We start from the raw sequence: 17613 nt of genomic DNA, 5'->3' as shown, positions 1-17613 counted from the left end.
TGGAGAAAAATTATGGAAAATATCATCTGTCCGCATTGTGGCGAAAAATTTAGTCTAGATAATGATAACGCTAATCGAATTTTTTCGCAACTGCGAGACGGAGCGTTTAAAGATGAGCTTCAAAGAAGATTAGAAATCGAAAAAGCGAATTTAAACGCCATTTTCCAAGAAAAGCTAAATTCGCAAAAAACAAAGCTAAATAGCGAATTTAGCGAACAAATATCAAATTTAAAAAACGATTTGCAAATTTCGCAAAACCAAAATGCGAATTTGCAAACTCAAATGAATACAAATATCGAAAACGAAAAGCTAAAAATAACGCAACAAAACGCCGATGAAATCGCAAATTTAAGGCAAGAGATTTCAAATTTGAAAAATAGATTATCAAGCGAATTAAATTTAAAAAGCGTTGAAATTCAAAATGCAAAATTGCAAATTCAAAATGAACTAAATGCCGAGTTTAGCGAAGAAAAAACTGCATTAAATGCCAAAATCGAAAGCTTGAAAAACGAAGTAAATTTAAAGCAAAGCGAAGTTGATTTTTATAAAGATTTCAAAGCCAAACAAAGCGTAAAACTTCTTGGCGAGAGCCTAGAACAGCATTGTTTGATAGAATTTAACAAAGTAAGAAGTATGCTTCCGATGAGCGTTTATTTTGAAAAAGATAATGAAATAATCGACGGCACTAAGGGCGATTTTATCTACCGAGAGCTTGATGAAAGTGGCGTGGAAGTGATTTCGATTATGTTTGAGATGAAAAATGAAGCCGATTTAAGTGCAAATAAAAAGAAAAATGAAGATTTTTTGGATAAGCTTGATAAAGATAGAAAAAAGAAAAACTGCGAATTTGCGGTTTTGGTTAGTGTGCTAGAACCTGATAATGAGTATTATAACGCAGGAATCGTCGATATTTCGCATAGATATGAAAAAATGTTTGTTATTCGTCCGCAGTTTTTTATACCGCTTATTAGCATTTTACGAAGTGCGAATTTATCGAGTTTTAAAGCCAAAAAAGAGCTAGAATTTGAAAAAAATAGAAATATCGACATTACTAATTTTGAAGAAAAACTCATCAAATTTAGAGATAGCTTTGCCAAAAACTGCGACAATGCAGCAAAAAATTTCGACGGAGCTATCGAAGAAATCGACAAAGCCATAAAAAATTTGCAAGATACAAAAGATAAATTAATCAAGTCGATGAAGTGGCTAGATACCGCAAATAGGAAATCTAGCGAAGATTTGACAATCAAAAAACTAACGCATAAAAATCCTACGATGAAAAAGGCATTCGCCGAGCTAAATTCGAACGAGCAAAATTTGCTAGGATACGACCAAGAAAGCGAGAATTTGTAATTTTATTTTATAAATTTGCTTCCATTGTCATTACGAGAATTTGCAAATTTTATTTTATAGATTTGCTTAATTTGTCATTGCGAATTTTTCGTTAAGAAAAACGAAGCAATCGCCAAAACAAGCGAAGCGATGACACGCACAAAGTGCGTGGCAGGTTTCTTGCGTAGCGAAGCGTAGCAGAGCAAAAGTTAAATAACAAATTTGCAAAATCGCAAATTTAAAGAATTTCGTATCGTAGATAACCGATACGACCTGAATTTGAATTTGCAAGGAAATTTTATTTTAAAGGATTAAAATTGGAAAATGAAAATTTGGAAAACAATTCATTAAATTTAAAAGATAAAATAAAGAATTCTCAAATTTATCAAAGATTGATTTATAGACCTTTTAAAATGGGAACTGCTAGAAGTGCAATTAGTGTAATGTTGTATGGGATTTTATTGATGATTTTATTTATGATAATGTCATACACAACAGATGTTAAGCCTAAAATTGATAGTGAATTATATAAAACCACTGGCATTGTTGTAAAAAACAATATTAACGAGCATACAGGTACTCGTGGAACTACTACTAGTGGCATACACATTTTAACCGATAATAATGAAACTATAAGATTTTATTATATTTATAAAAAAGGTTTGAAATTAGCCGATAAAAATTTAATAGGCAAAAAAATTACAATATATTCTAATATTTTACCTGTAAATTTTTATAAACCTTTTGCAGATAAAGTTATAGATGAAAAAGGAAATATCCTAAAAGAATATGACTATAAGTGGCAACAATCAATAAGAAATTATGTTTTGTCATATAAGCCTATGTTGATTGTCCTATTTTTATTGATTTTAATTTATCTTATAAACGGAAAAAACACTAAAAAATTTGATGTAGAAAATTATTGGAATAACCAAAATTTAAAAAGCCAAACAAAGGAGTAAAAAATGGCAAGATTTACAAAAGAAGAAATCGAGTATCGTAGGGTGGGCATCCTTGCCCACCATAATTAGTTGATAAAGGATTAAAATAATAATTTAATAAATGCAAAAATTTAGTGAGCCAAAAAAAACCTACTCTATGGTTACTAAATTTGTAAATTTTGCAAAATATTATTCTATTTCACTTTAATAAAAATCAAAATTTCCCGAATTTTAACGCATTTTAAGATTATTTAAGTAAAATTGTATTTCTTTTTTAACTTTCGGGCTCATAGCTCAGTTGGTTAGAGCATCCGGCTCATAACCGGATGGTCCCAGGTTCGAGTCCTGGTGAGCCCACCACCACGAATTTTAAAATCAAAACTTTTTATTTTTGCAGGTCGTATCCACAGATACGAATTTTATTTAAAATTTTGTTTTGAAATGTTATAATTTCGCCTTTATGAGCCTTTCGTCTAGTGGCCCAGGACGCTGTATCCTCAATGCAGAAACGCATCGTTCGAATCGTGCAAGGCTCGCCAGTATCGCAAAGTCTAGCGCAAATTCTACTCACAAAGCCCCTTTGGGGTAAGAAAATAAATTTTGTCTGCCACACTAGAAATAAATTCTTTATCGTGCGAAACAATGATTTGGCTAAGGTCAAGCCCTTTTAAAATCTTTGCTAAGTTTTCTTGCATTTTTTCATCAAGCCCAGTGGTCGGCTCATCTAGCAACAAAATTTGTGGCTCACAAACCAGCACTCCGGCAAGTGCGACAAGCTTTGCCTCGCCACCAGAGAGATGAAAAACGATTTTATCTTTTAAGTGCGAAATTCCCAAATTTTCAAGCATCACAAGCGTTTTTTCATAAATTTCATCTTTGCTTAAAATTTCTCGTTTCAAAAAATGATGCTCTCGTAAGTGTTTGTCAAGTTCGCTCTCGCTGTTAGAATTTTTTCGTTCTTTTTGTAGGGCTTCGTTTCGCGCAAACAGCCCAAATGCGACATCGTCAAAGACTTTTGGGGCGATGAATTGCTCAAAACTATTTTGAAATAAAAAGCCGATTTCTCGCCTAAATTTGGCAAATTCGCTTAAATTTGAAATTTTGTGATGAAAAATCTCGATCTCGCCGCCATTTTTCTCACGCAAACCGCCTAAAATTTCAAGCGTTGTGGTCTTGCCGCAGCCGTTTGGTCCGATAATGGCGACTTTTTGTTTATGCGAAAGCTCTAAATTTAAATTCTCAAAAAGCACCCTTTCGCCCATTTTAGCGCAAAGATTGGTTATTTTTAGGTTGCAACTCAAATCAAAACTCCGAATTTAAAGATAACGCAAAAAGCCACAATCGCCAAAAATGCGATTTCGGCTTTGGCGATTTTTTCTTTTTGCGTGTGATAAAAAATCCCGTCAAAACCACGAACTATCATAGTTTTTCGCAAATCTTCTGCTTTTTTTAGGGCAAATAAAAACAAAAGTGCGATTAAATTTGCATAAATTTTATATGTAAATATCGTTGTTTGCGGAACGAAACCACGCACTTGTAAAACTTTTTTTTGCCTTGCAAACTCCAATTTTAGCGAATTTATAAAATTTAAGCAAAAATAGATTAACGCAGGGATTTTTTTGCCGAATTTTAGATTATAAAAACCTTGCGAAATATCGCTTGTTTGCGAATTTATAAAAAGTAAAATTCCAAAAAGTATTATCAAATTTGAACGCAAAAAAATCAAAATTCCAAGCGCGAAATTTCCTTCAAAAACCACACCCAAAACCAAAATAATAATGAAAAAATTTAGATAAAAAAGCCTTGTGAAAATCTCTTTAAATTTATCAAAATTTAAGCCTAAAAGAACTGCCACAGGCAGAAAAAATAGAAAATAAATATGCGAAGAAAGCGCAACGCCAAAGCTATAAATAGCAAAGCAAAGTAGCATTATGGCGCAGTTTTTCATCGTTTTTTAACCATATACAAAACGCCAAAAAAGACAAATATTATCAAAAACGAAAGGGCAAATTTTAAAATTTCGCTCTCCCCTGCTTCATCATCTTGCAAATCATTTGAAATCGCCAAATTTGGCGATGAATTTTCTTTTAACGAATTTACTGAGTTTTGCGTAGAATTTTCCTTTGAAACGGCATTTTCATTTTGAGTAGAATTTTCATTTAAATTTGATGAATTTTCAGCCTTTGTTTTACTTTTTTTCTCTAAATTTTGCGAATTTTCTTGCGAATTTTCTTTTTCGTTTTCATTTTTTTGGGCTTTAAAATTTATACTTTTTCCATGCCCCAAACCACCATCTACTTGGATTTCAAACTCATCGGCTATGACTTTAAAACTCGCTTTTCCGTTTTCATCTGTTTTTAGCGTTTGTATGATTTCGCCGTTTTTTATCAGCGAAACTTCGCACTCTTTACAGGGCGAATTTCCGTAAAAAAACGACTTTAAATTTACAACGCCGTTTTCTTCTTTGGCAAAAACTTTTAGTGAGTGAGCGTTGGCAAACACGCAAAATAGGCATAAAACTACAATTTTCATCACGGCAAAATTTCCTTTTTTACTTTATAGATAAAACTAAGCCCAAAAAGCGAAATCACGCCTTCGATGAGCGCTAAACCTGCATTTACGCCAAATGCCAACACAGCGACTTTGAAAAATTCATCGCCGTTTAGTGCTAAAACAAGCGAAAGCAAAAATGACGACAGCAAAATCGGCACAAATCCTGCTAAAAAAAATGAAATTTGCTTTTGAAATTTGCAAACCAGTTTTAAAATATAAAAGCTTAAAACCGCAGGAAATGCGATAACTACGGTATTTACGCCCAAAACGCTAAGTCCGCCGTATCCAAAAAATAACGCTTGTAAAAATAGTCCGACAAAAATCGCCAAAATCGCTTCAAAGCCAAGAATAGCGCCGATAAATCCGCTTAAAACTAGATGAATCGAAGTAGGACCTAATGGAAAATGAATAAACGAAGCTACAAAAAATATCGCACTTAAACAGGCTATTTTAGGGATTTGCTCGGTTTTTAGTTTGTATGTTATCACCGCTACCGCGCAGGCACTCGCCACCCAGCACGGAAGCAAAATCTCAGGCTTTAAAACCCCTTCGCTAATATGCATAAAAATCCTTGAAAAATCAAAAATAAAGGGAAAATTTAGCAAAAAAATTCAAAATTTAGACTAAATTTTCCGATTTTAAATTTGTTATTTTAAATAATCTTTCGTTTCAACCCAAATCACCGCGCCAAGCTCGACAGGGTATTTTTTGCCGTCTTTTTCGATACTCTCATCATCGTCGATTAACGCGGCAAATCCCCACCAGCCACTAAGTGGCATAACAAAGCTAAATTCGCCATTTTCGTTAGTTTTGACAACCTGTGTGATATGATCTTCGCTTGGAGCTTTTAAATTTTTATCGTTATAAAATTCAACCTCAACCTCAACATTTGCGGCAGGTTTTCCCTTATAAAGGACTTTTGCGCTAAATAAATTTCCTGCGTATAAACCAAACGGGCGAGTTAAAGGGATAATCTCAGCCTTTGTGCCAATCGCTTCGTCCCAGCCATCGCCGTATCCGTAGGCATCGACAATCGTTTTTGTGATATGGCGAATAAATTTCTCTTCTGCCGGTTCAAAATATGGTTTTGGATCGAAGTAAAATTGATACATTCCCGGCTCTTTTACTTCAAATTCGGCTGTGTAAAAAGCATTTTCGCCGTTTTTTTGCTCTTTTAAATTTTGTAAAATCGATTTTTTCTCGCCATTAATGACCGCTTCGGCTACATTTGGAAGCTCTAAATTCATCGGCATTTTTTCAAATGGGTGAGTAAATTCAAGCTTTAAATTTAGCTTAGTATTTGCTTCATCTTCAACCACGCTTTCACTCGGTAAAATCACGCCAAAATGGGCAAATGCAAAACTTGCACAAAGCAAACTTGCAACCATAAATTTCTTTTTCATTTATTATCCTTTAATTAAAAATATTACCACGAAATTATGCCTAAAAAAATTTAAATTATTACTTAAAATTTTTGCGTATTATCAAAATAAAAATTTTATTTTCTTAAAGGAAATTTATGATAGAATTAAGGTTTATTAAAAAATTTACAAGGCAAAATAATGATAAATTTAAAACTAATCGAAACAAATTTTGACGAATTTAATAAAAAACTAATCGCCAAAAAAGTCTCCGCAGACACTCTAAAAAGCCTACTTGACGCTTATAATGAGTTAAAAGAAAAAAAGACAAATTTAGAAAATTTGCAAGCTGTGCAAAACGCCAAAAGCAAAGAAATGGGCGTCATCGCAAGACAAGGTGGCGACATGAAAGCCCTAAAAGCCGAACTTGACGCAAACAAGGCAAAAATCGCAGAACTCGGCGCAGTAGTCAGCGAGTGCGAAGAAAAGCTAAATACTATCGCAGCCGTCGTGCCAAATATCATCGATGATGATGTCCCATTTGGTGCAGATGAAAACGAAAATGTATGCGTAAAAACCGTGCTAGAACCAAGGCAATTTGACTTTACGCCAAAAGAGCATTTCGAGCTTGGCGAAAGCCTTGGTTGGCTAGATTTCGCTCGTGGCGTGAAGCTTAGCGGTAGCCGTTTTACCGCACTTCGTGGGCTTGGTGCGAAGCTAAATATGGCGCTGATTAACTACATGATTGATTTTAACAACAGCCGTGGTTTTGAGCTTGTAAATATGCCATTTTTGGTGCGTGATGAGATACTTTACGGCACAGGACAGCTACCCAAATTCAAAGACGATCTTTATAAAGTAGATAGTGACGAGCTAAATCTCTATCTCATACCCACTAGCGAAGTTACGGCGACGAATTTATTCAACGATGAGATTATCGAAAGCGCGAATTTGCCGATAAAGCTTACGAGTTACAGCCACTGCTTCCGCAAAGAGGCAGGGAGTGCTGGGCGCGATACTAGGGGTATGATTCGTCAGCATCAGTTCGAAAAGGTCGAGCTTGTGGCGATTACGAAGCCAGAAGATAGCGCAAAAATGCTAGAAGAAATGGTATCTTGCGCTAGTGATTTACTGACAAGCCTACGCTTACCACACCGCCACATGGTGCTTTGTAGCGGAGATTTGGGATTTAGTGCGGCTAAAACTATCGACCTTGAAGTCTGGCTTCCGGGACAAAATAAATATAGAGAGATTAGCTCGATTTCAAATTGTCGTGATTTTCAAGCAAGACGCGCGAAAATCCGTTATAAAGATGAAAATAAGAAAAATGCGTTAGTGCATACGCTAAATGGCTCATCTTTGGCAGTGGGGCGCACTTTGATAGCTGTGATGGAAAACTACCAACGAGCCGATGGCACTATCGAAATTCCAAAAGTTTTAGAAAAATATATGTAATAAAAATTTACAAAATTTAGCTAAAATCACGCTTTTAGCAAATTTAAAACAAAGGAATTTTTATGAAAAAAACCATTTTAACGACAATTTTGGCACTATTTTTTGTAGGCTGTTCGCAAACTAGCAGTGTTTTGACACTTGATCCATACATGGCGCACGGCATAAAAACAAAAAATCCAAACAGCGTAAGTATCAACAGTGTCCAAGATAAAAGAGAAAACAAAAGCACAATCGCCACGGTCAAAGACGGCAACGGCAATGTAATGGAATACATAACGCTTCAAAACAGCCTTTCTGCGTGGTTTAGCGATGCCGTAAAACAAGAACTTATCGCTCGTGGCGTAAGTATCGATGAGAGTGCCGAAAGCAAAGTAAATATCGAAATCGGCAAACTAAGGGCGCAAATCGAAGGATATTCAAAAGAAAATATGAGCGGTTATGGCGAAATTTTTATAACCATTTATAAAGGTAATGAAACGATTACTAGACAGGTTAGACAAACTCAAAGCGAATTTGCACCGATTCGCACGGGCGGAGCATTGACGCCGTTTGTAAAAGAGTTACTAAATGACTTGGTCGCAAAAAGTGCCGAGCAAATCATAAATTCGCTCTAAATTTGCAAATTTAAACTGGCAAATTCGCCGAATTTCGCAAAATGAAGTGCGTAAATTGCGAAGCTTTTTCATTTGGCATGATTTGTAAAAATTGTGCCAAAATTTTAAGCGAATTTCGCTTGTGTGAGCGAAAATTTGGCGAATTTAGCGTTTATTATTTTTACGGATACAGCGAGATCAAACACTTAATCCACTCAAAACACCACGAATACGGACAATTTGTCTTTAAAAGATTAGCAAATTTAAGTTTTAAAAAATTTGCTAATGAGTTTAAATTCAGTGAAATTTGCCTTGCTTTGGGGCTAGATGATACGACCGATAACGGCGAATACTCGCATACGGCTATTTTAGCTCACGCATTAAAAAGTGAATTTATAAAACCCAAATTCGGCGTTATAAAAGCAAAAAATTCGGTAAAATATAGCGGAAAGACGCTTGAATTTCGCCTTAAAAACAAAAGAAATTTTGAAATTTTAAAGCCTGTTAAAAGCCCTGTAATATTAGTCGATGACATAGTTACGACAGGTTGCAGTCTAAATGAAGCCAAAGAAATTTGCGAAAAAAACGGCATTGAAGTTTTATTTGGTTTAGTTTTGGCAAATGCAGAAATTTAAAGGAAAAAAATATGCAAAAAGTAGTCTTAAAACCGCTTGAAAACAGCGATAAAGAGCAGTTTATAAAAGATAATCAAGAAGCTTTTCTTTACGGAGCTACGATCGAATTTGGTCTAAGGGACGAGCATTACGAAGAAGACGGAGAGATTATCTCGCGCGAAACGATTGAAAATTCGCTTAAAAGCGGCACGGCATATCGCATAATTTTTTGAAAACAAAAAAGTCGGCGGCGTGGTGCTAAAAATAGATAAACAAGCAAAATTTGGCGAGTTGGAGCTTTTATTTATAAGCCCAAATTTTCACTCAAAAGGAATTGGCAAAAAGGCATGGCAAGAAATCGAAAAAATGCACCCTGAGATTAAAATTTGGCAAACTTGCACACCATATTTTGAAAAGCGAAATATCCATTTTTACCTGCACTCTTGTGGTTTTAAAATCATTGAATTTTATAATAAATTTAACAAAGACCCAAATTTCAAAGCCGAATTTGATGAAAACGGAAATGAAATTTGCCACGAAATGTTTTTATTTGAAAAAATAATTCTGTAATTTTAGCTAATGCAAAAGTTTATTTTGCTATAATCAAAAGTTTAAATTTGCAATAAGGAATAATATGCAAGATAGTATTTTTGACAATCAAGAAATCGTTGAAATTGATGTAGAAGAATCAATAAAAACAAGCTATTTAGATTATTCAATGAGCGTTATTATAGGTCGTGCGCTTCCTGATGCAAGAGACGGCTTAAAGCCAGTTCATAGGCGAATTTTATACGCTATGAACGAGTTAGGTGTCGGCTCTCGCCAACCATATAAAAAATCGGCTCGTATTGTGGGCGATGTCATCGGTAAATACCACCCACACGGCGATATCGCCGTTTATGACGCTTTGGTTCGTATGGCACAAAGCTTTTCTATGCGAATTCCTGCTGTCGATGGTCAAGGAAACTTTGGCTCAATAGACGGCGACGGTGCTGCTGCTATGCGTTATACCGAAGCTAGAATGACAAAACTAGCAGAAGAATTGCTTGAAGATTTAGATAAAGAAACGGTTGATTTCGTGCCAAATTATGACGAAAGTCTAAATGAACCTGATGTTTTGCCGGCTCGTGTGCCAAATTTGCTACTAAATGGTTCAAGCGGAATCGCCGTTGGTATGGCGACAAACATACCACCGCACAGCCTTGATGAGCTAGTTGATGGGCTTTTGCTTTTGCTTGATAACAAAAACGCAACTCTTGAAGAGATTATGCACTATATCAAAGGTCCTGATTTCCCAACCGGCGGTCTTATTTTTGGTAAAAAAGGGATAATTGACGCTTATAAAACAGGTCGAGGTAGAGTAAAACTAAGAGCAAAAACTCACATTGAGAAAAAACCAAACAAAGATGTCATCGTAATCGACGAGCTTCCGTATCAAACCAACAAAGCTCGTCTTATAGAGCAAATTGCCGAACTTGTAAAAGAGAAGCAAATCGAAGGCATTAGCGAAGTCAGAGATGAAAGCGATAGAGATGGAATTCGCGTCGTTATAGAGCTAAAACGAGACGCTATGAGCGACATAGTTTTAAATAATTTATTTAAGCAAACCACTATGGAAGCGACTTTTGGCGTTATTATGTTAGCTATTGAAAATAAAGAACCAAAAGTTTTTAATCTAATTGAACTTTTAAATTTATTCTTAAATCACCGAAAAACGGTTATTATTCGCAGAACGATTTTTGAACTTCAAAAAGCAAGAGCCAGGGCTCACATTTTAGAAGGTCTAAAAATCGCACTTGATAACATAGACGAAGTTATCGAGCTTATCAAAAATTCAGCCGACACGACTGCTGCAAGAGACGGCTTGATGAGCAAATTTGGTCTAAGTGAGCTTCAAGCAAACGCTATTTTGGATATGCGACTAAGCAAACTTACAGGCTTAGAACGCGAAAAAATCGAAGAAGAGTTAAGAGCGATTTTAGCTGAAATCGAACGCCTTGACGCGATTTTAAAAAGCGAAGAATTGATAGAAAAAATCATTAAAGACGAACTTTTGGAAATCAAAGATAAATTTAAATGCCCACGCATTACCGAGATTGTCGATGATTATGATGATATTGACATTGAAGACTTGATTCCAAATGAAAATATGGTCGTAACTATCACGCACCGCGGATATATCAAGCGAGTTCCTAGCAAAACTTACGAAAAACAAAAACGCGGTGGCAAGGGCAAGGTTGCAGTAACTACCTACGATGATGATTTCATCGAAAATTTCTTTACTAGCAACACGCACGACACGCTTATGTTTATCACAGATAAAGGACAACTTTACTGGCTAAAAGTCTATAAAATTCCGGAAGGCTCACGCACGGCAAAAGGCAAAGCAGTTGTGAATCTCATCTCGCTTCAAGACGGCGAAAAAATCAAAGCGATAATACCTACTAGCGATTTTTGTGAGAGCAAATCTTTGGCATTTTTCACTAAAAAAGGTATCGTAAAACGAACAAATTTGAGCGAATTTAAAAATATCCGCTCAATCGGCGTAAAAGCGATCAAGCTTGATGAAGATGATGAATTAGTAACTGCGCTAATCGTTGCAAACGGCGAAAATGAAGTCTTTATCCCAAGCGATGAAAACGCTGAAAATGCAGAAAACGCTGAAAACAGCGTGATTGAAAACGAAATTATTGAAGCAGTAGAAGAAAATACAGATGAAGAGCAAATCAACGAAAATATGCTTCTAATCGTTACCAAAAAAGGTATGTGTGTCAAATTTAAGCTTGAAAAAATTCGCCAAATGGGTAGAGTAACGCGTGGCGTAACGGGCATTAAATTTAAAGAAAAAGGCGATGAAGTAGTCGGTGCTGCGTTTATCAAAAACGATATTGACGAGATTTTAAGCGTTAGCCAAAAGGGTATTGGCAAACGAACCGAAGCGAACGAATATCGCTTGACAAATCGTGGCGGAAAAGGCGTGATTTGTATGAAACTTACGCCAAAAACAGGCGATCTAATCGGTGTAGTTATGGTAGATGAAGAAAGCGACCTTATGGCGCTAACTACGACAGGTAAGATGATACGAACCGATATTCAAAGCATACGCAAAGCTGGTCGCAACACAAGCGGCGTCATCGTCGTCAAAGTCGAAAGCAAAGACGATGAAGTCGTTAGCATTGCCCTTTGTCCAAAAGTAGAAGAAAATAGCGAAGAAGCCCGAGAAAACGGCGAAAATTTAGGGCTTTTGGGCGAAGAAAATTCGCAAAATGAAAATAATGAAAATTCACAAGGAGAAAATAATGAATAGTTATAATATAGCTATTGTCGGTGCCACAGGTGCAGTTGGCGAAGAGATTTTAAATGTTTTAGATGAAGTAAATTTTCCGGTAAAAGACCTGCTTTTACTAGCTAGTTCAAGAAGCGCAGGTGGAAAAATCGAATTTAGAGGCAAAGAATTTGTCGTAAAAGAGCTAACCGATAGCACATTTGACGAAAATGAAATCGACATTGCGTTTTTTAGCGCAGGTGGAAGTATTTCAGCACACTTTGCGCCGTTAGCTGCTGCTAGCGGAGCTGTTGTCATCGACAACACAAGCCATTTTAGAATGCAAGAAAATGTCCCGTTAGTCGTGCCTGAGTGCAACCCAAGCGACATAGAACACTGGAAAGAAACAGGAATCATCGCAAATCCAAACTGCTCGACAATCCAAATGGTGCAAATTTTAAAACCGCTTGATGACGCTTTTGACATAGCGCGTGTCGATGTTAGCACATATCAAGCCACAAGCGGTGCAGGAAAAGAAGGTATGACTGAGCTAGTCGAGCAACTTCAAGCATTTTTTGCTTTCAAACTTGACGAATGCGAACCAAAGGTTTTTGCGCACCAAATCGCTATGAATGTAATACCTCATATCGATGTTTTTCAACCAAACGGCTACACAAAAGAAGAGATGAAAATGGTAAATGAAACAAGCAAAATTTTGCATAAAAATATCCCGCTTTCAGCAACTTGCGTTAGGGTGCCGGTTTTACGAAGCCACAGCGAAGCAATCACAATCAAATTTAACAAAGATTTTGATTTAGACAAAGTTCGCTCTATACTTTCGACTGCGCCAAGCGTTGTTTTGGTTGATGACCCTGAAAATAAAAAATACCCGATGCCAACCATTTCAAGCGATACAAACGAAACTTTTGTAGGGCGAATTCGCAGGGATAACTTTGATGATAAAATCTTGCATTTGTGGTGCAGTGCCGATCAAATTCGCGTGGGAGCTGCTACAAACGCCGTGCGAATAGCACTAAAATGGATAGAAAATAACTAAAACTCACTCTTGGCAAATTTTATAAATTTGCCAAGAAATTTTTTAAATTTAATATTTTGTTTGTTTAAAAACTTATAAGCATAGCTTTAAACTTTATGTGTATTTTTTAATAAATTTATCCTTTTGCGACATATAAATTTACTAAATTTCGTTTAAAATTTTCTCAACCACTTCGCTTGGATTAACTGCATTATAAATCGGTCGCCCAACCACGATAAAATCAGCATTTGCTTCTTTTGCAGTTTGCAAATTTGCTACTCTTTTTTGATCTCCTATGCTCTCGCCAAAAGGACGAATTCCAGGACATAGCGTGATAAATTTTTCACTCGTGCAAGATTTGATTAGCTTACTTTCAAAAACCGAACACACCATGCCGTCAAGCCCACTTTCAAAAGCTTCCATGCTCATTTTTTGCACGGCTTCGTTGATATTAGCGTTATAAACGCCCTTAAATTCGGCTTCATCAAAGCTAGTTAGTGCAGAAACTGCCAAAACCAAAGGTCGCTCACGCAAATTTGCCAAACGCCCCATAACTTCGCTCATCGCGCGTTTTCCGCTACTTGCGTGCAGGTTTATCATATCCGCCCCCACGCTAGAAATCACTTCACACGCATCAGCCATTGTGTTTGGTATGTCGTAAATTTTTAAATCCAAAAATATCTTAAAATCGCCTATTTTGCGAAGCTCATCGATAAAATTTGCTCCGTCCCGCAAGTAAGCCCTTAGCCCTACTTTTAGCCATAAATCTTTAAAATGGGCTAGTTTGTGAGCCAAATTCAAGCACTCATCGCGGCTTGGCAGATCAAGTGCCACGCAAAGTTTCATTTTAAATTCTCCAAAACGCCGTTTATGAATTTCGGCGCAGTATCGCTGGCTAGCTCTTTTGCCAAATTTACGCACTCGTTGATGATGACGGCTTTATCCGTATCGCTAAAAAGTAGCTCATACGCCCCAAGCCTTAAAATCGCCCTTTCGATTGCGCCGATTTCGGTAAGTTTATGCTCGTTTAATCGCTCGTTAAGTCTTTCATCTATCGCTTCTAAATTCGCATTTACGCCCTCAAACAGCCCCAAAGAAAAGTTTTTTTGCTCGTTACGAATTTTTTTCTCTTCTAAGAATTCGTGCTTAAATTCGTTCATCTCGCTACCCATTTCCCCAGCATACAGTAGCGATACCACCGCACTTCTGGCTTGATGTCTTGTTGCCATTTTTATGCCTTTAAGTTTTTGTATAAACTTATCATCTCAATAACCGAATTCATCGCTTCGAAGCCCTTATTTCCCGCCTTTGAACCTGCTCGTTCGATTGCTTGTTCGATAGTGTCGGTTGTAAGAACGCCAAAAGCCACAGGTTTGCCGTATTTTAGGGTGATAGAAGCGATTCCTTTTGTGGTTTCTGCGCTCACATAGTCAAAGTGCGGCGTGCTGCCCCTTATGACCGCTCCTACGCAACAAACTGCGTCAAATTTAGCGCTTTCTAAGGCAGTTTGAAGTGCCATTGGGATTTCAAAAGCTCCCGGGACTAGGATTAGGCTTAGGTTTTTTTCATCTCCGCCGTGTCGTAAAAATGCGTCTTTGGCGCCCTCGACAAGGCGATCTGTGATGATATGGTTGAAGCGACTTGCGATGATGGCGATTTTTTCGCTACCTTTTAAATTTAAATTTCCTTCGATAACTTTCATATTAAATTTCCTTTTCCTTGCTCCATTTTTAGCATTTTAGTAACCAAATTTAAAATCAAACCAGCCTAGCTTTTTCGTGAGTTTGTAAATTTCTCGCTTCGATAGGCGTTTTAGCCTTATCTCGCTCGAAATTTACGGCACAACACGAAAAATCGTCGGCATACGCCGTGATAAATTTAAAATTACGCAAAAATGCTAAAAATTTGCAATTTTTTTATTTAAATAACTTGTAAATTTACCAAATTTTTGCTTTATTTTTGTTTTGGCAATAATTTTGCTTCAATTGTCATTGCGAGAAACGGCATTAGCCGTTTCGTGGCAATCGCCAAAAGTTAAATTTAGAATTTGTAAATTTTAAATAATAAATTTTAAAAATTTAACCAAAATTTCACTCGAATTTTTTATAATTCGGCGTTTATTTTTTAAAAAGGAAAAATTATGAAAAATCTTAGAACTTTTGGCACGGGTGCGACGGTGGCGACATTTGCCGTTATGGCTGTTAGTGGTGCGGCACTATTTTTTGGGCTTCGCGGCGGAAATCTAAAACTAATCCACGAATATGTCGGAGCAGCGATGATAATCGCCTGTGTGCTTCATATAATCGTAAATTTCAAGGCTTTTACAAACTATTTCAAAGGCTTAAAAGGCATTTTGATAACTGCATTTAGCGTGATTTTGATCGCCCTTTGTTTTGTGAGTTTTGGTGGTGGCAACGGCAAAGCTCCTGTGGCGAAAATGCTCTATCCTGCGGTTTTAAATTTAAGCGTGAGCGAAGCCAAAACGGCTTTTAAAACAGACGAAGCCAAATTTAGCGAATTTTTGCAAAACGCAAATTTGACTAATGCGAATTTAAATCTCAGCATAAATGAATTTGCCAAAGCTAACAATATAAAGTCAGACGACATCGTCCGAGCGATACTACCGCAGATGAAACCTGCAAAAAAATAATTAAAAATTTATCGAAATTTGGCGAATTTAAATTTTCAAATTCGCCAATTTTGATAAGAGATTGAAAATATTTAAAAACTAGTTATCGGAAGAATATTTTACAAGCTCTTCTTCTGTTAAACCAATTCCGCCGTAAGGTTCTGCTCTTTCAACAATAGTATAATCATATGGAATATCCATATCATCATCGCCAGAATACAAGTCATTTTCTTTTTCATACATTAATTGTTCAGCATCAGTTTCTGACATTCCATTTGTTATCCATTTTTTTATTTGTGCTTTTCTATATTGTTGATATTCAGTATCATCATATTGTTTCATAATACTCCTTTAAATATACTAATCATTCTATCAAAATCATATTTAAAATATTATAATAAAGTAGTCTTTTTTAAAAAATTTATCAATCTAAAAACTCAAAACCTTATCACTAGTTAGAATTAAATTTGCTAAATTCGGCATTGTGGATTTTTCGGCACCTGCGTAGTATGGCTCGTTTTTGTAAATTCCACACCTTGCTTGGCATGTGCCACAAACTTCCACGCCTACGCCTTTTGCGATTAGGCTTTTTAAAATCGCAACCAAATCATTATCGTAATTTTCAGGCTTGACACATTTTTCCCTAGCCAAATCAACAGCGTCGTTCATCAAAAAATACTTCACTTCTGCCCCGCTTTCAAGCAGTTTTTCGCCAAGCCTAAGAGCGTTCCACGCCACATCGCTTCCGTCGTAAGGTGCGTGGTTTAAGATGATTAAAACTTTCATTTTTTATCCTTTAAATTTGAAATTTGGTGCATAAATTTATCGCAAAAATAGTTTTAAATTTTGCAAATTTTTCTAAATTTAGATTCTTCGCTTCACTTTGTTTTGCTCAGAATGACGCAGTTTTTACGCCAAAGCCTTTTTAATCGCCAAAATTTCATTTATATTTTTTTCTAATTCGTCTAAATTTAGCATATTTGGACCATCGCATAGTGCTTCGCATGGATTTAGGTGCGTTTCGTAAAAAAATCCATCGACCCCCACAGCCGCCGCCGCTCTTGCTAAATACGGCACAAATCTCGCGTCTCCGCCACTTGTCGCACCATTTGCGCTTGGCATTTGCACGCTATGCGTTGCGTCAAAAATCACAGGCGCAAACTCACGCATTATCGGAAAACTTCGCATATCAACGACGAGATTTCCATACCCAAAAGTGCTTCCCCTTTCACACAGCCACACGCCGTTTTCTTTGGCAGCCGTAAAGCCTGAGCTTTTTACGCCACGCGTTTCAAGGACTTTTTTCACGCTGTGATTCATTGCACTTGGCGAGAGAAATTGCCCTTTTTTGATATTTACTATCGCCTTTGTTTTGGCAGCAGCCACAAGCAAATCGGTCTGACGGCACAAAAAAGCTGGAATTTGCAAAGCATCAGCCACTTCGGCAACGGGTGCAGCTTGGGTGCTTTCGTGAATATCTGTTAAAATTTTAAAGCCAAATTTTTCTTTCACTTCGGCTAGTATCTCGCAACCTTTTTTTAGTCCCGGACCACGAAAGCTCGAAATGCTCGTGCGATTTGCCTTGTCAAAACTGCTCTTAAAATAAAAATCGATTTCGCTCATTTCATTAAATTTGCGAAGTTTTTCTGCCACCGCAAAGACTAGCTCACGACTTTCTATCACGCACGGACCTGCTATTAAAACCATTTTTTATCCTTTAAATTTACAAAATTTTTTAGGGATTATAGCCAAATTTACTTTAATAAAACGCCAAACAAAACTTTAAACAAAAAAGTGATAGAATATCTGCTTAAATTTATCAAATTCCAGGAAA

The 17613-nt window shown here is 36.5% G+C and carries 22 protein-coding genes, 2 tRNA genes and 1 pseudogene; 12 read left to right on the top strand and 13 right to left on the bottom strand.

What is annotated here, in order from left to right; all coding sequences use genetic code 11:
- Positions 1-12 precede the first annotated feature (12 nt).
- Positions 13-1353 (top strand): DUF2130 domain-containing protein, encoded by a 1341-nt coding sequence (locus PF026_RS01620; protein ID WP_270870370.1) that lies wholly within the window; start codon positions 13-15, stop codon positions 1351-1353.
- 66 nt (positions 1354-1419) lie between these two features.
- Here the strand turns inward: PF026_RS01620 and PF026_RS01615 are convergent, their stop codons facing one another.
- Positions 1420-1623: a hypothetical protein gene (locus tag PF026_RS01615; RefSeq protein WP_270863287.1), complete on the bottom strand. Its 204-nt coding sequence runs from the start codon at positions 1621-1623 to the stop codon at positions 1420-1422.
- A gap of 26 nt (positions 1624-1649) precedes the next feature.
- Between PF026_RS01615 and PF026_RS01610 the strand changes: the two genes are divergently transcribed.
- The 3 genes from PF026_RS01610 (at position 1650) to PF026_RS01600 (ending at position 2812) form a co-directional block, all read left to right on the top strand.
- Complete coding sequence (locus PF026_RS01610) at positions 1650-2294, top strand: hypothetical protein (RefSeq protein WP_270863286.1); 645 nt, start codon at positions 1650-1652, stop codon at positions 2292-2294.
- Between the two features lie 262 nt (positions 2295-2556).
- Positions 2557-2633: transfer RNA gene (locus PF026_RS01605), tRNA-Ile, on the top strand.
- 102 nt (positions 2634-2735) lie between these two features.
- Positions 2736-2812: transfer RNA gene (locus PF026_RS01600), tRNA-Glu, on the top strand.
- A gap of 24 nt (positions 2813-2836) precedes the next feature.
- On the opposite strand, the gene PF026_RS01595 is transcribed toward PF026_RS01600, so the two are convergent.
- From PF026_RS01595 to PF026_RS01575, 5 genes are all read right to left on the bottom strand, one after another.
- On the bottom strand, positions 2837-3574 hold the full coding sequence (locus PF026_RS01595; protein WP_270863285.1) for an energy-coupling factor ABC transporter ATP-binding protein: 738 nt from the start codon (positions 3572-3574) through the stop codon (positions 2837-2839).
- Positions 3571-4221, bottom strand: coding sequence for an energy-coupling factor transporter transmembrane component T (locus PF026_RS01590; RefSeq protein ID WP_270863284.1), 651 nt, complete (start codon positions 4219-4221; stop codon positions 3571-3573). The genes PF026_RS01595 and PF026_RS01590 overlap by 4 nt, the downstream gene beginning before the upstream one ends.
- The gene (locus PF026_RS01585) at positions 4218-4805 is read right to left on the bottom strand and encodes a hypothetical protein (protein WP_270863283.1); all 588 of its coding nucleotides are present in this window, start codon (positions 4803-4805) and stop codon (positions 4218-4220) included. Before PF026_RS01585 ends, PF026_RS01590 begins: the two co-directional genes overlap by 4 nt.
- Positions 4805-5389, bottom strand: a complete 585-nt coding sequence (gene cbiM, locus PF026_RS01580) for a cobalt transporter CbiM (RefSeq protein ID WP_270863282.1) — start codon at positions 5387-5389, stop codon at positions 4805-4807. Before cbiM ends, PF026_RS01585 begins: the two co-directional genes overlap by 1 nt.
- Before the next feature lie 84 nt (positions 5390-5473).
- Positions 5474-6229 (bottom strand): DUF4198 domain-containing protein, encoded by a 756-nt coding sequence (locus tag PF026_RS01575; RefSeq protein ID WP_270863281.1) that lies wholly within the window; start codon positions 6227-6229, stop codon positions 5474-5476.
- A gap of 159 nt (positions 6230-6388) precedes the next feature.
- On the opposite strand from PF026_RS01575, the gene serS reads away from it, so the two are divergent.
- The 7 genes and pseudogenes from serS to PF026_RS01540 all read left to right on the top strand — a co-directional run bounded on the left by serS (position 6389) and on the right by PF026_RS01540 (position 13171).
- Positions 6389-7642 carry a serine--tRNA ligase gene (gene serS / locus PF026_RS01570; RefSeq protein WP_270863280.1) on the top strand — a complete coding sequence of 418 codons (1254 nt, stop codon included), beginning with the start codon at positions 6389-6391 and terminating at the stop codon, positions 7640-7642.
- A 62-nt stretch (positions 7643-7704) separates the two neighbouring features.
- The gene (locus tag PF026_RS01565) at positions 7705-8256 is read left to right on the top strand and encodes a YajG family lipoprotein (RefSeq protein WP_270863279.1); all 552 of its coding nucleotides are present in this window, start codon (positions 7705-7707) and stop codon (positions 8254-8256) included.
- A gap of 41 nt (positions 8257-8297) precedes the next feature.
- Positions 8298-8870, top strand: a complete 573-nt coding sequence (locus PF026_RS01560; protein WP_270863278.1) for a ComF family protein — start codon at positions 8298-8300, stop codon at positions 8868-8870.
- An 11-nt stretch (positions 8871-8881) separates the two neighbouring features.
- A complete protein-coding gene (locus tag PF026_RS01555; RefSeq protein ID WP_270863277.1) occupies positions 8882-9082 on the top strand; it encodes a hypothetical protein in 201 nt (66 codons plus the stop codon).
- A 10-nt stretch (positions 9083-9092) separates the two neighbouring features.
- Positions 9093-9419: pseudogene (locus PF026_RS01550) on the top strand (GNAT family N-acetyltransferase); the annotation flags it as partial.
- Positions 9420-9483: 64 nt separating this feature from the next.
- Positions 9484-12156: a DNA gyrase subunit A gene (gene gyrA, locus PF026_RS01545; protein ID WP_270863276.1), complete on the top strand. Its 2673-nt coding sequence runs from the start codon at positions 9484-9486 to the stop codon at positions 12154-12156.
- Complete coding sequence (locus PF026_RS01540) at positions 12149-13171, top strand: aspartate-semialdehyde dehydrogenase (protein ID WP_270860061.1); 1023 nt, start codon at positions 12149-12151, stop codon at positions 13169-13171. The genes gyrA and PF026_RS01540 overlap by 8 nt, the downstream gene beginning before the upstream one ends.
- Positions 13172-13312: 141 nt before the next feature.
- Here PF026_RS01540 and pyrF read toward each other — a convergent pair whose 3' ends face one another.
- From pyrF to PF026_RS01520, 4 genes are read right to left on the bottom strand one after another with little or no spacing between them, the layout of a single operon-like run.
- Positions 13313-13996 (bottom strand): orotidine-5'-phosphate decarboxylase, encoded by a 684-nt coding sequence (pyrF, locus tag PF026_RS01535; protein ID WP_270863275.1) that lies wholly within the window; start codon positions 13994-13996, stop codon positions 13313-13315.
- Entirely contained in the window at positions 13993-14379 is a 387-nt protein-coding gene (gene nusB / locus PF026_RS01530) for a transcription antitermination factor NusB (protein WP_270863274.1), read from the bottom strand. Before nusB ends, pyrF begins: the two co-directional genes overlap by 4 nt.
- A gap of 2 nt (positions 14380-14381) precedes the next feature.
- On the bottom strand, positions 14382-14852 hold the full coding sequence (ribH, locus tag PF026_RS01525) for a 6,7-dimethyl-8-ribityllumazine synthase (protein ID WP_270863273.1): 471 nt from the start codon (positions 14850-14852) through the stop codon (positions 14382-14384).
- 55 nt (positions 14853-14907) lie between these two features.
- Complete coding sequence (locus PF026_RS01520) at positions 14908-15042, bottom strand: hypothetical protein (protein ID WP_270863272.1); 135 nt, start codon at positions 15040-15042, stop codon at positions 14908-14910.
- Positions 15043-15290: 248 nt separating this feature from the next.
- Here PF026_RS01520 and PF026_RS01515 point away from each other — a divergent pair, with 248 nt between their 5' ends.
- Complete coding sequence (locus PF026_RS01515; RefSeq protein ID WP_270863271.1) at positions 15291-15800, top strand: DUF4405 domain-containing protein; 510 nt, start codon at positions 15291-15293, stop codon at positions 15798-15800.
- A 78-nt stretch (positions 15801-15878) separates the two neighbouring features.
- On the opposite strand, the gene PF026_RS01510 is transcribed toward PF026_RS01515, so the two are convergent.
- The 3 genes from PF026_RS01510 to kdsA form a co-directional block, all read right to left on the bottom strand.
- Complete coding sequence (locus tag PF026_RS01510; RefSeq protein ID WP_270863270.1) at positions 15879-16121, bottom strand: hypothetical protein; 243 nt, start codon at positions 16119-16121, stop codon at positions 15879-15881.
- Between the two features lie 87 nt (positions 16122-16208).
- On the bottom strand, positions 16209-16565 hold the full coding sequence (locus PF026_RS01505; RefSeq protein WP_270863269.1) for a DsrE/DsrF/TusD sulfur relay family protein: 357 nt from the start codon (positions 16563-16565) through the stop codon (positions 16209-16211).
- Positions 16566-16688: 123 nt separating this feature from the next.
- Positions 16689-17486, bottom strand: a complete 798-nt coding sequence (kdsA, locus tag PF026_RS01500) for a 3-deoxy-8-phosphooctulonate synthase (RefSeq protein WP_270863268.1) — start codon at positions 17484-17486, stop codon at positions 16689-16691.
- Between the last annotated feature and the right edge of the window lie 127 nt (positions 17487-17613).

It is taken from the genome of Campylobacter sp. CS_NA3, assembly GCF_027797495.1.
Taxonomy (GTDB): Bacteria; Campylobacterota; Campylobacteria; order Campylobacterales; family Campylobacteraceae; genus Campylobacter_B.
This window is presented reverse-complemented; position numbering and strand designations above follow the sequence as displayed.

Excerpts from the sequence above, each read along its gene's own strand:
- PF026_RS01585 (WP_270863283.1), bottom strand. The coding sequence starts at position 4,805 with ATGAAAATTGTAGTTTTATGCCTATTTTGCGTGTTTGCCAACGCTCAC.
- PF026_RS01620 (WP_270870370.1), top strand. The coding sequence starts at position 13 with ATGGAAAATATCATCTGTCCGCATTGTGGCGAAAAATTTAGTCTAGAT.
- PF026_RS01505 (WP_270863269.1), bottom strand. The coding sequence starts at position 16,565 with ATGAAAGTTTTAATCATCTTAAACCACGCACCTTACGACGGAAGCGAT.
- PF026_RS01540 (WP_270860061.1), top strand. The coding sequence starts at position 12,149 with ATGAATAGTTATAATATAGCTATTGTCGGTGCCACAGGTGCAGTTGGC.
- kdsA (WP_270863268.1), bottom strand. The coding sequence starts at position 17,486 with ATGGTTTTAATAGCAGGTCCGTGCGTGATAGAAAGTCGTGAGCTAGTC.
- cbiM (WP_270863282.1), bottom strand. The coding sequence starts at position 5,389 with ATGCATATTAGCGAAGGGGTTTTAAAGCCTGAGATTTTGCTTCCGTGC.
- nusB (WP_270863274.1), bottom strand. The coding sequence starts at position 14,379 with ATGGCAACAAGACATCAAGCCAGAAGTGCGGTGGTATCGCTACTGTAT.
- PF026_RS01560 (WP_270863278.1), top strand. The coding sequence starts at position 8,298 with ATGAAGTGCGTAAATTGCGAAGCTTTTTCATTTGGCATGATTTGTAAA.
- ribH (WP_270863273.1), bottom strand. The coding sequence starts at position 14,852 with ATGAAAGTTATCGAAGGAAATTTAAATTTAAAAGGTAGCGAAAAAATC.
- PF026_RS01575 (WP_270863281.1), bottom strand. The coding sequence starts at position 6,229 with ATGAAAAAGAAATTTATGGTTGCAAGTTTGCTTTGTGCAAGTTTTGCA.
- PF026_RS01510 (WP_270863270.1), bottom strand. The coding sequence starts at position 16,121 with ATGAAACAATATGATGATACTGAATATCAACAATATAGAAAAGCACAA.
- PF026_RS01555 (WP_270863277.1), top strand. The coding sequence starts at position 8,882 with ATGCAAAAAGTAGTCTTAAAACCGCTTGAAAACAGCGATAAAGAGCAG.
- PF026_RS01590 (WP_270863284.1), bottom strand. The coding sequence starts at position 4,221 with ATGAAAAACTGCGCCATAATGCTACTTTGCTTTGCTATTTATAGCTTT.
- gyrA (WP_270863276.1), top strand. The coding sequence starts at position 9,484 with ATGCAAGATAGTATTTTTGACAATCAAGAAATCGTTGAAATTGATGTA.
- PF026_RS01515 (WP_270863271.1), top strand. The coding sequence starts at position 15,291 with ATGAAAAATCTTAGAACTTTTGGCACGGGTGCGACGGTGGCGACATTT.
- pyrF (WP_270863275.1), bottom strand. The coding sequence starts at position 13,996 with ATGAAACTTTGCGTGGCACTTGATCTGCCAAGCCGCGATGAGTGCTTG.
- PF026_RS01565 (WP_270863279.1), top strand. The coding sequence starts at position 7,705 with ATGAAAAAAACCATTTTAACGACAATTTTGGCACTATTTTTTGTAGGC.
- serS (WP_270863280.1), top strand. The coding sequence starts at position 6,389 with ATGATAAATTTAAAACTAATCGAAACAAATTTTGACGAATTTAATAAA.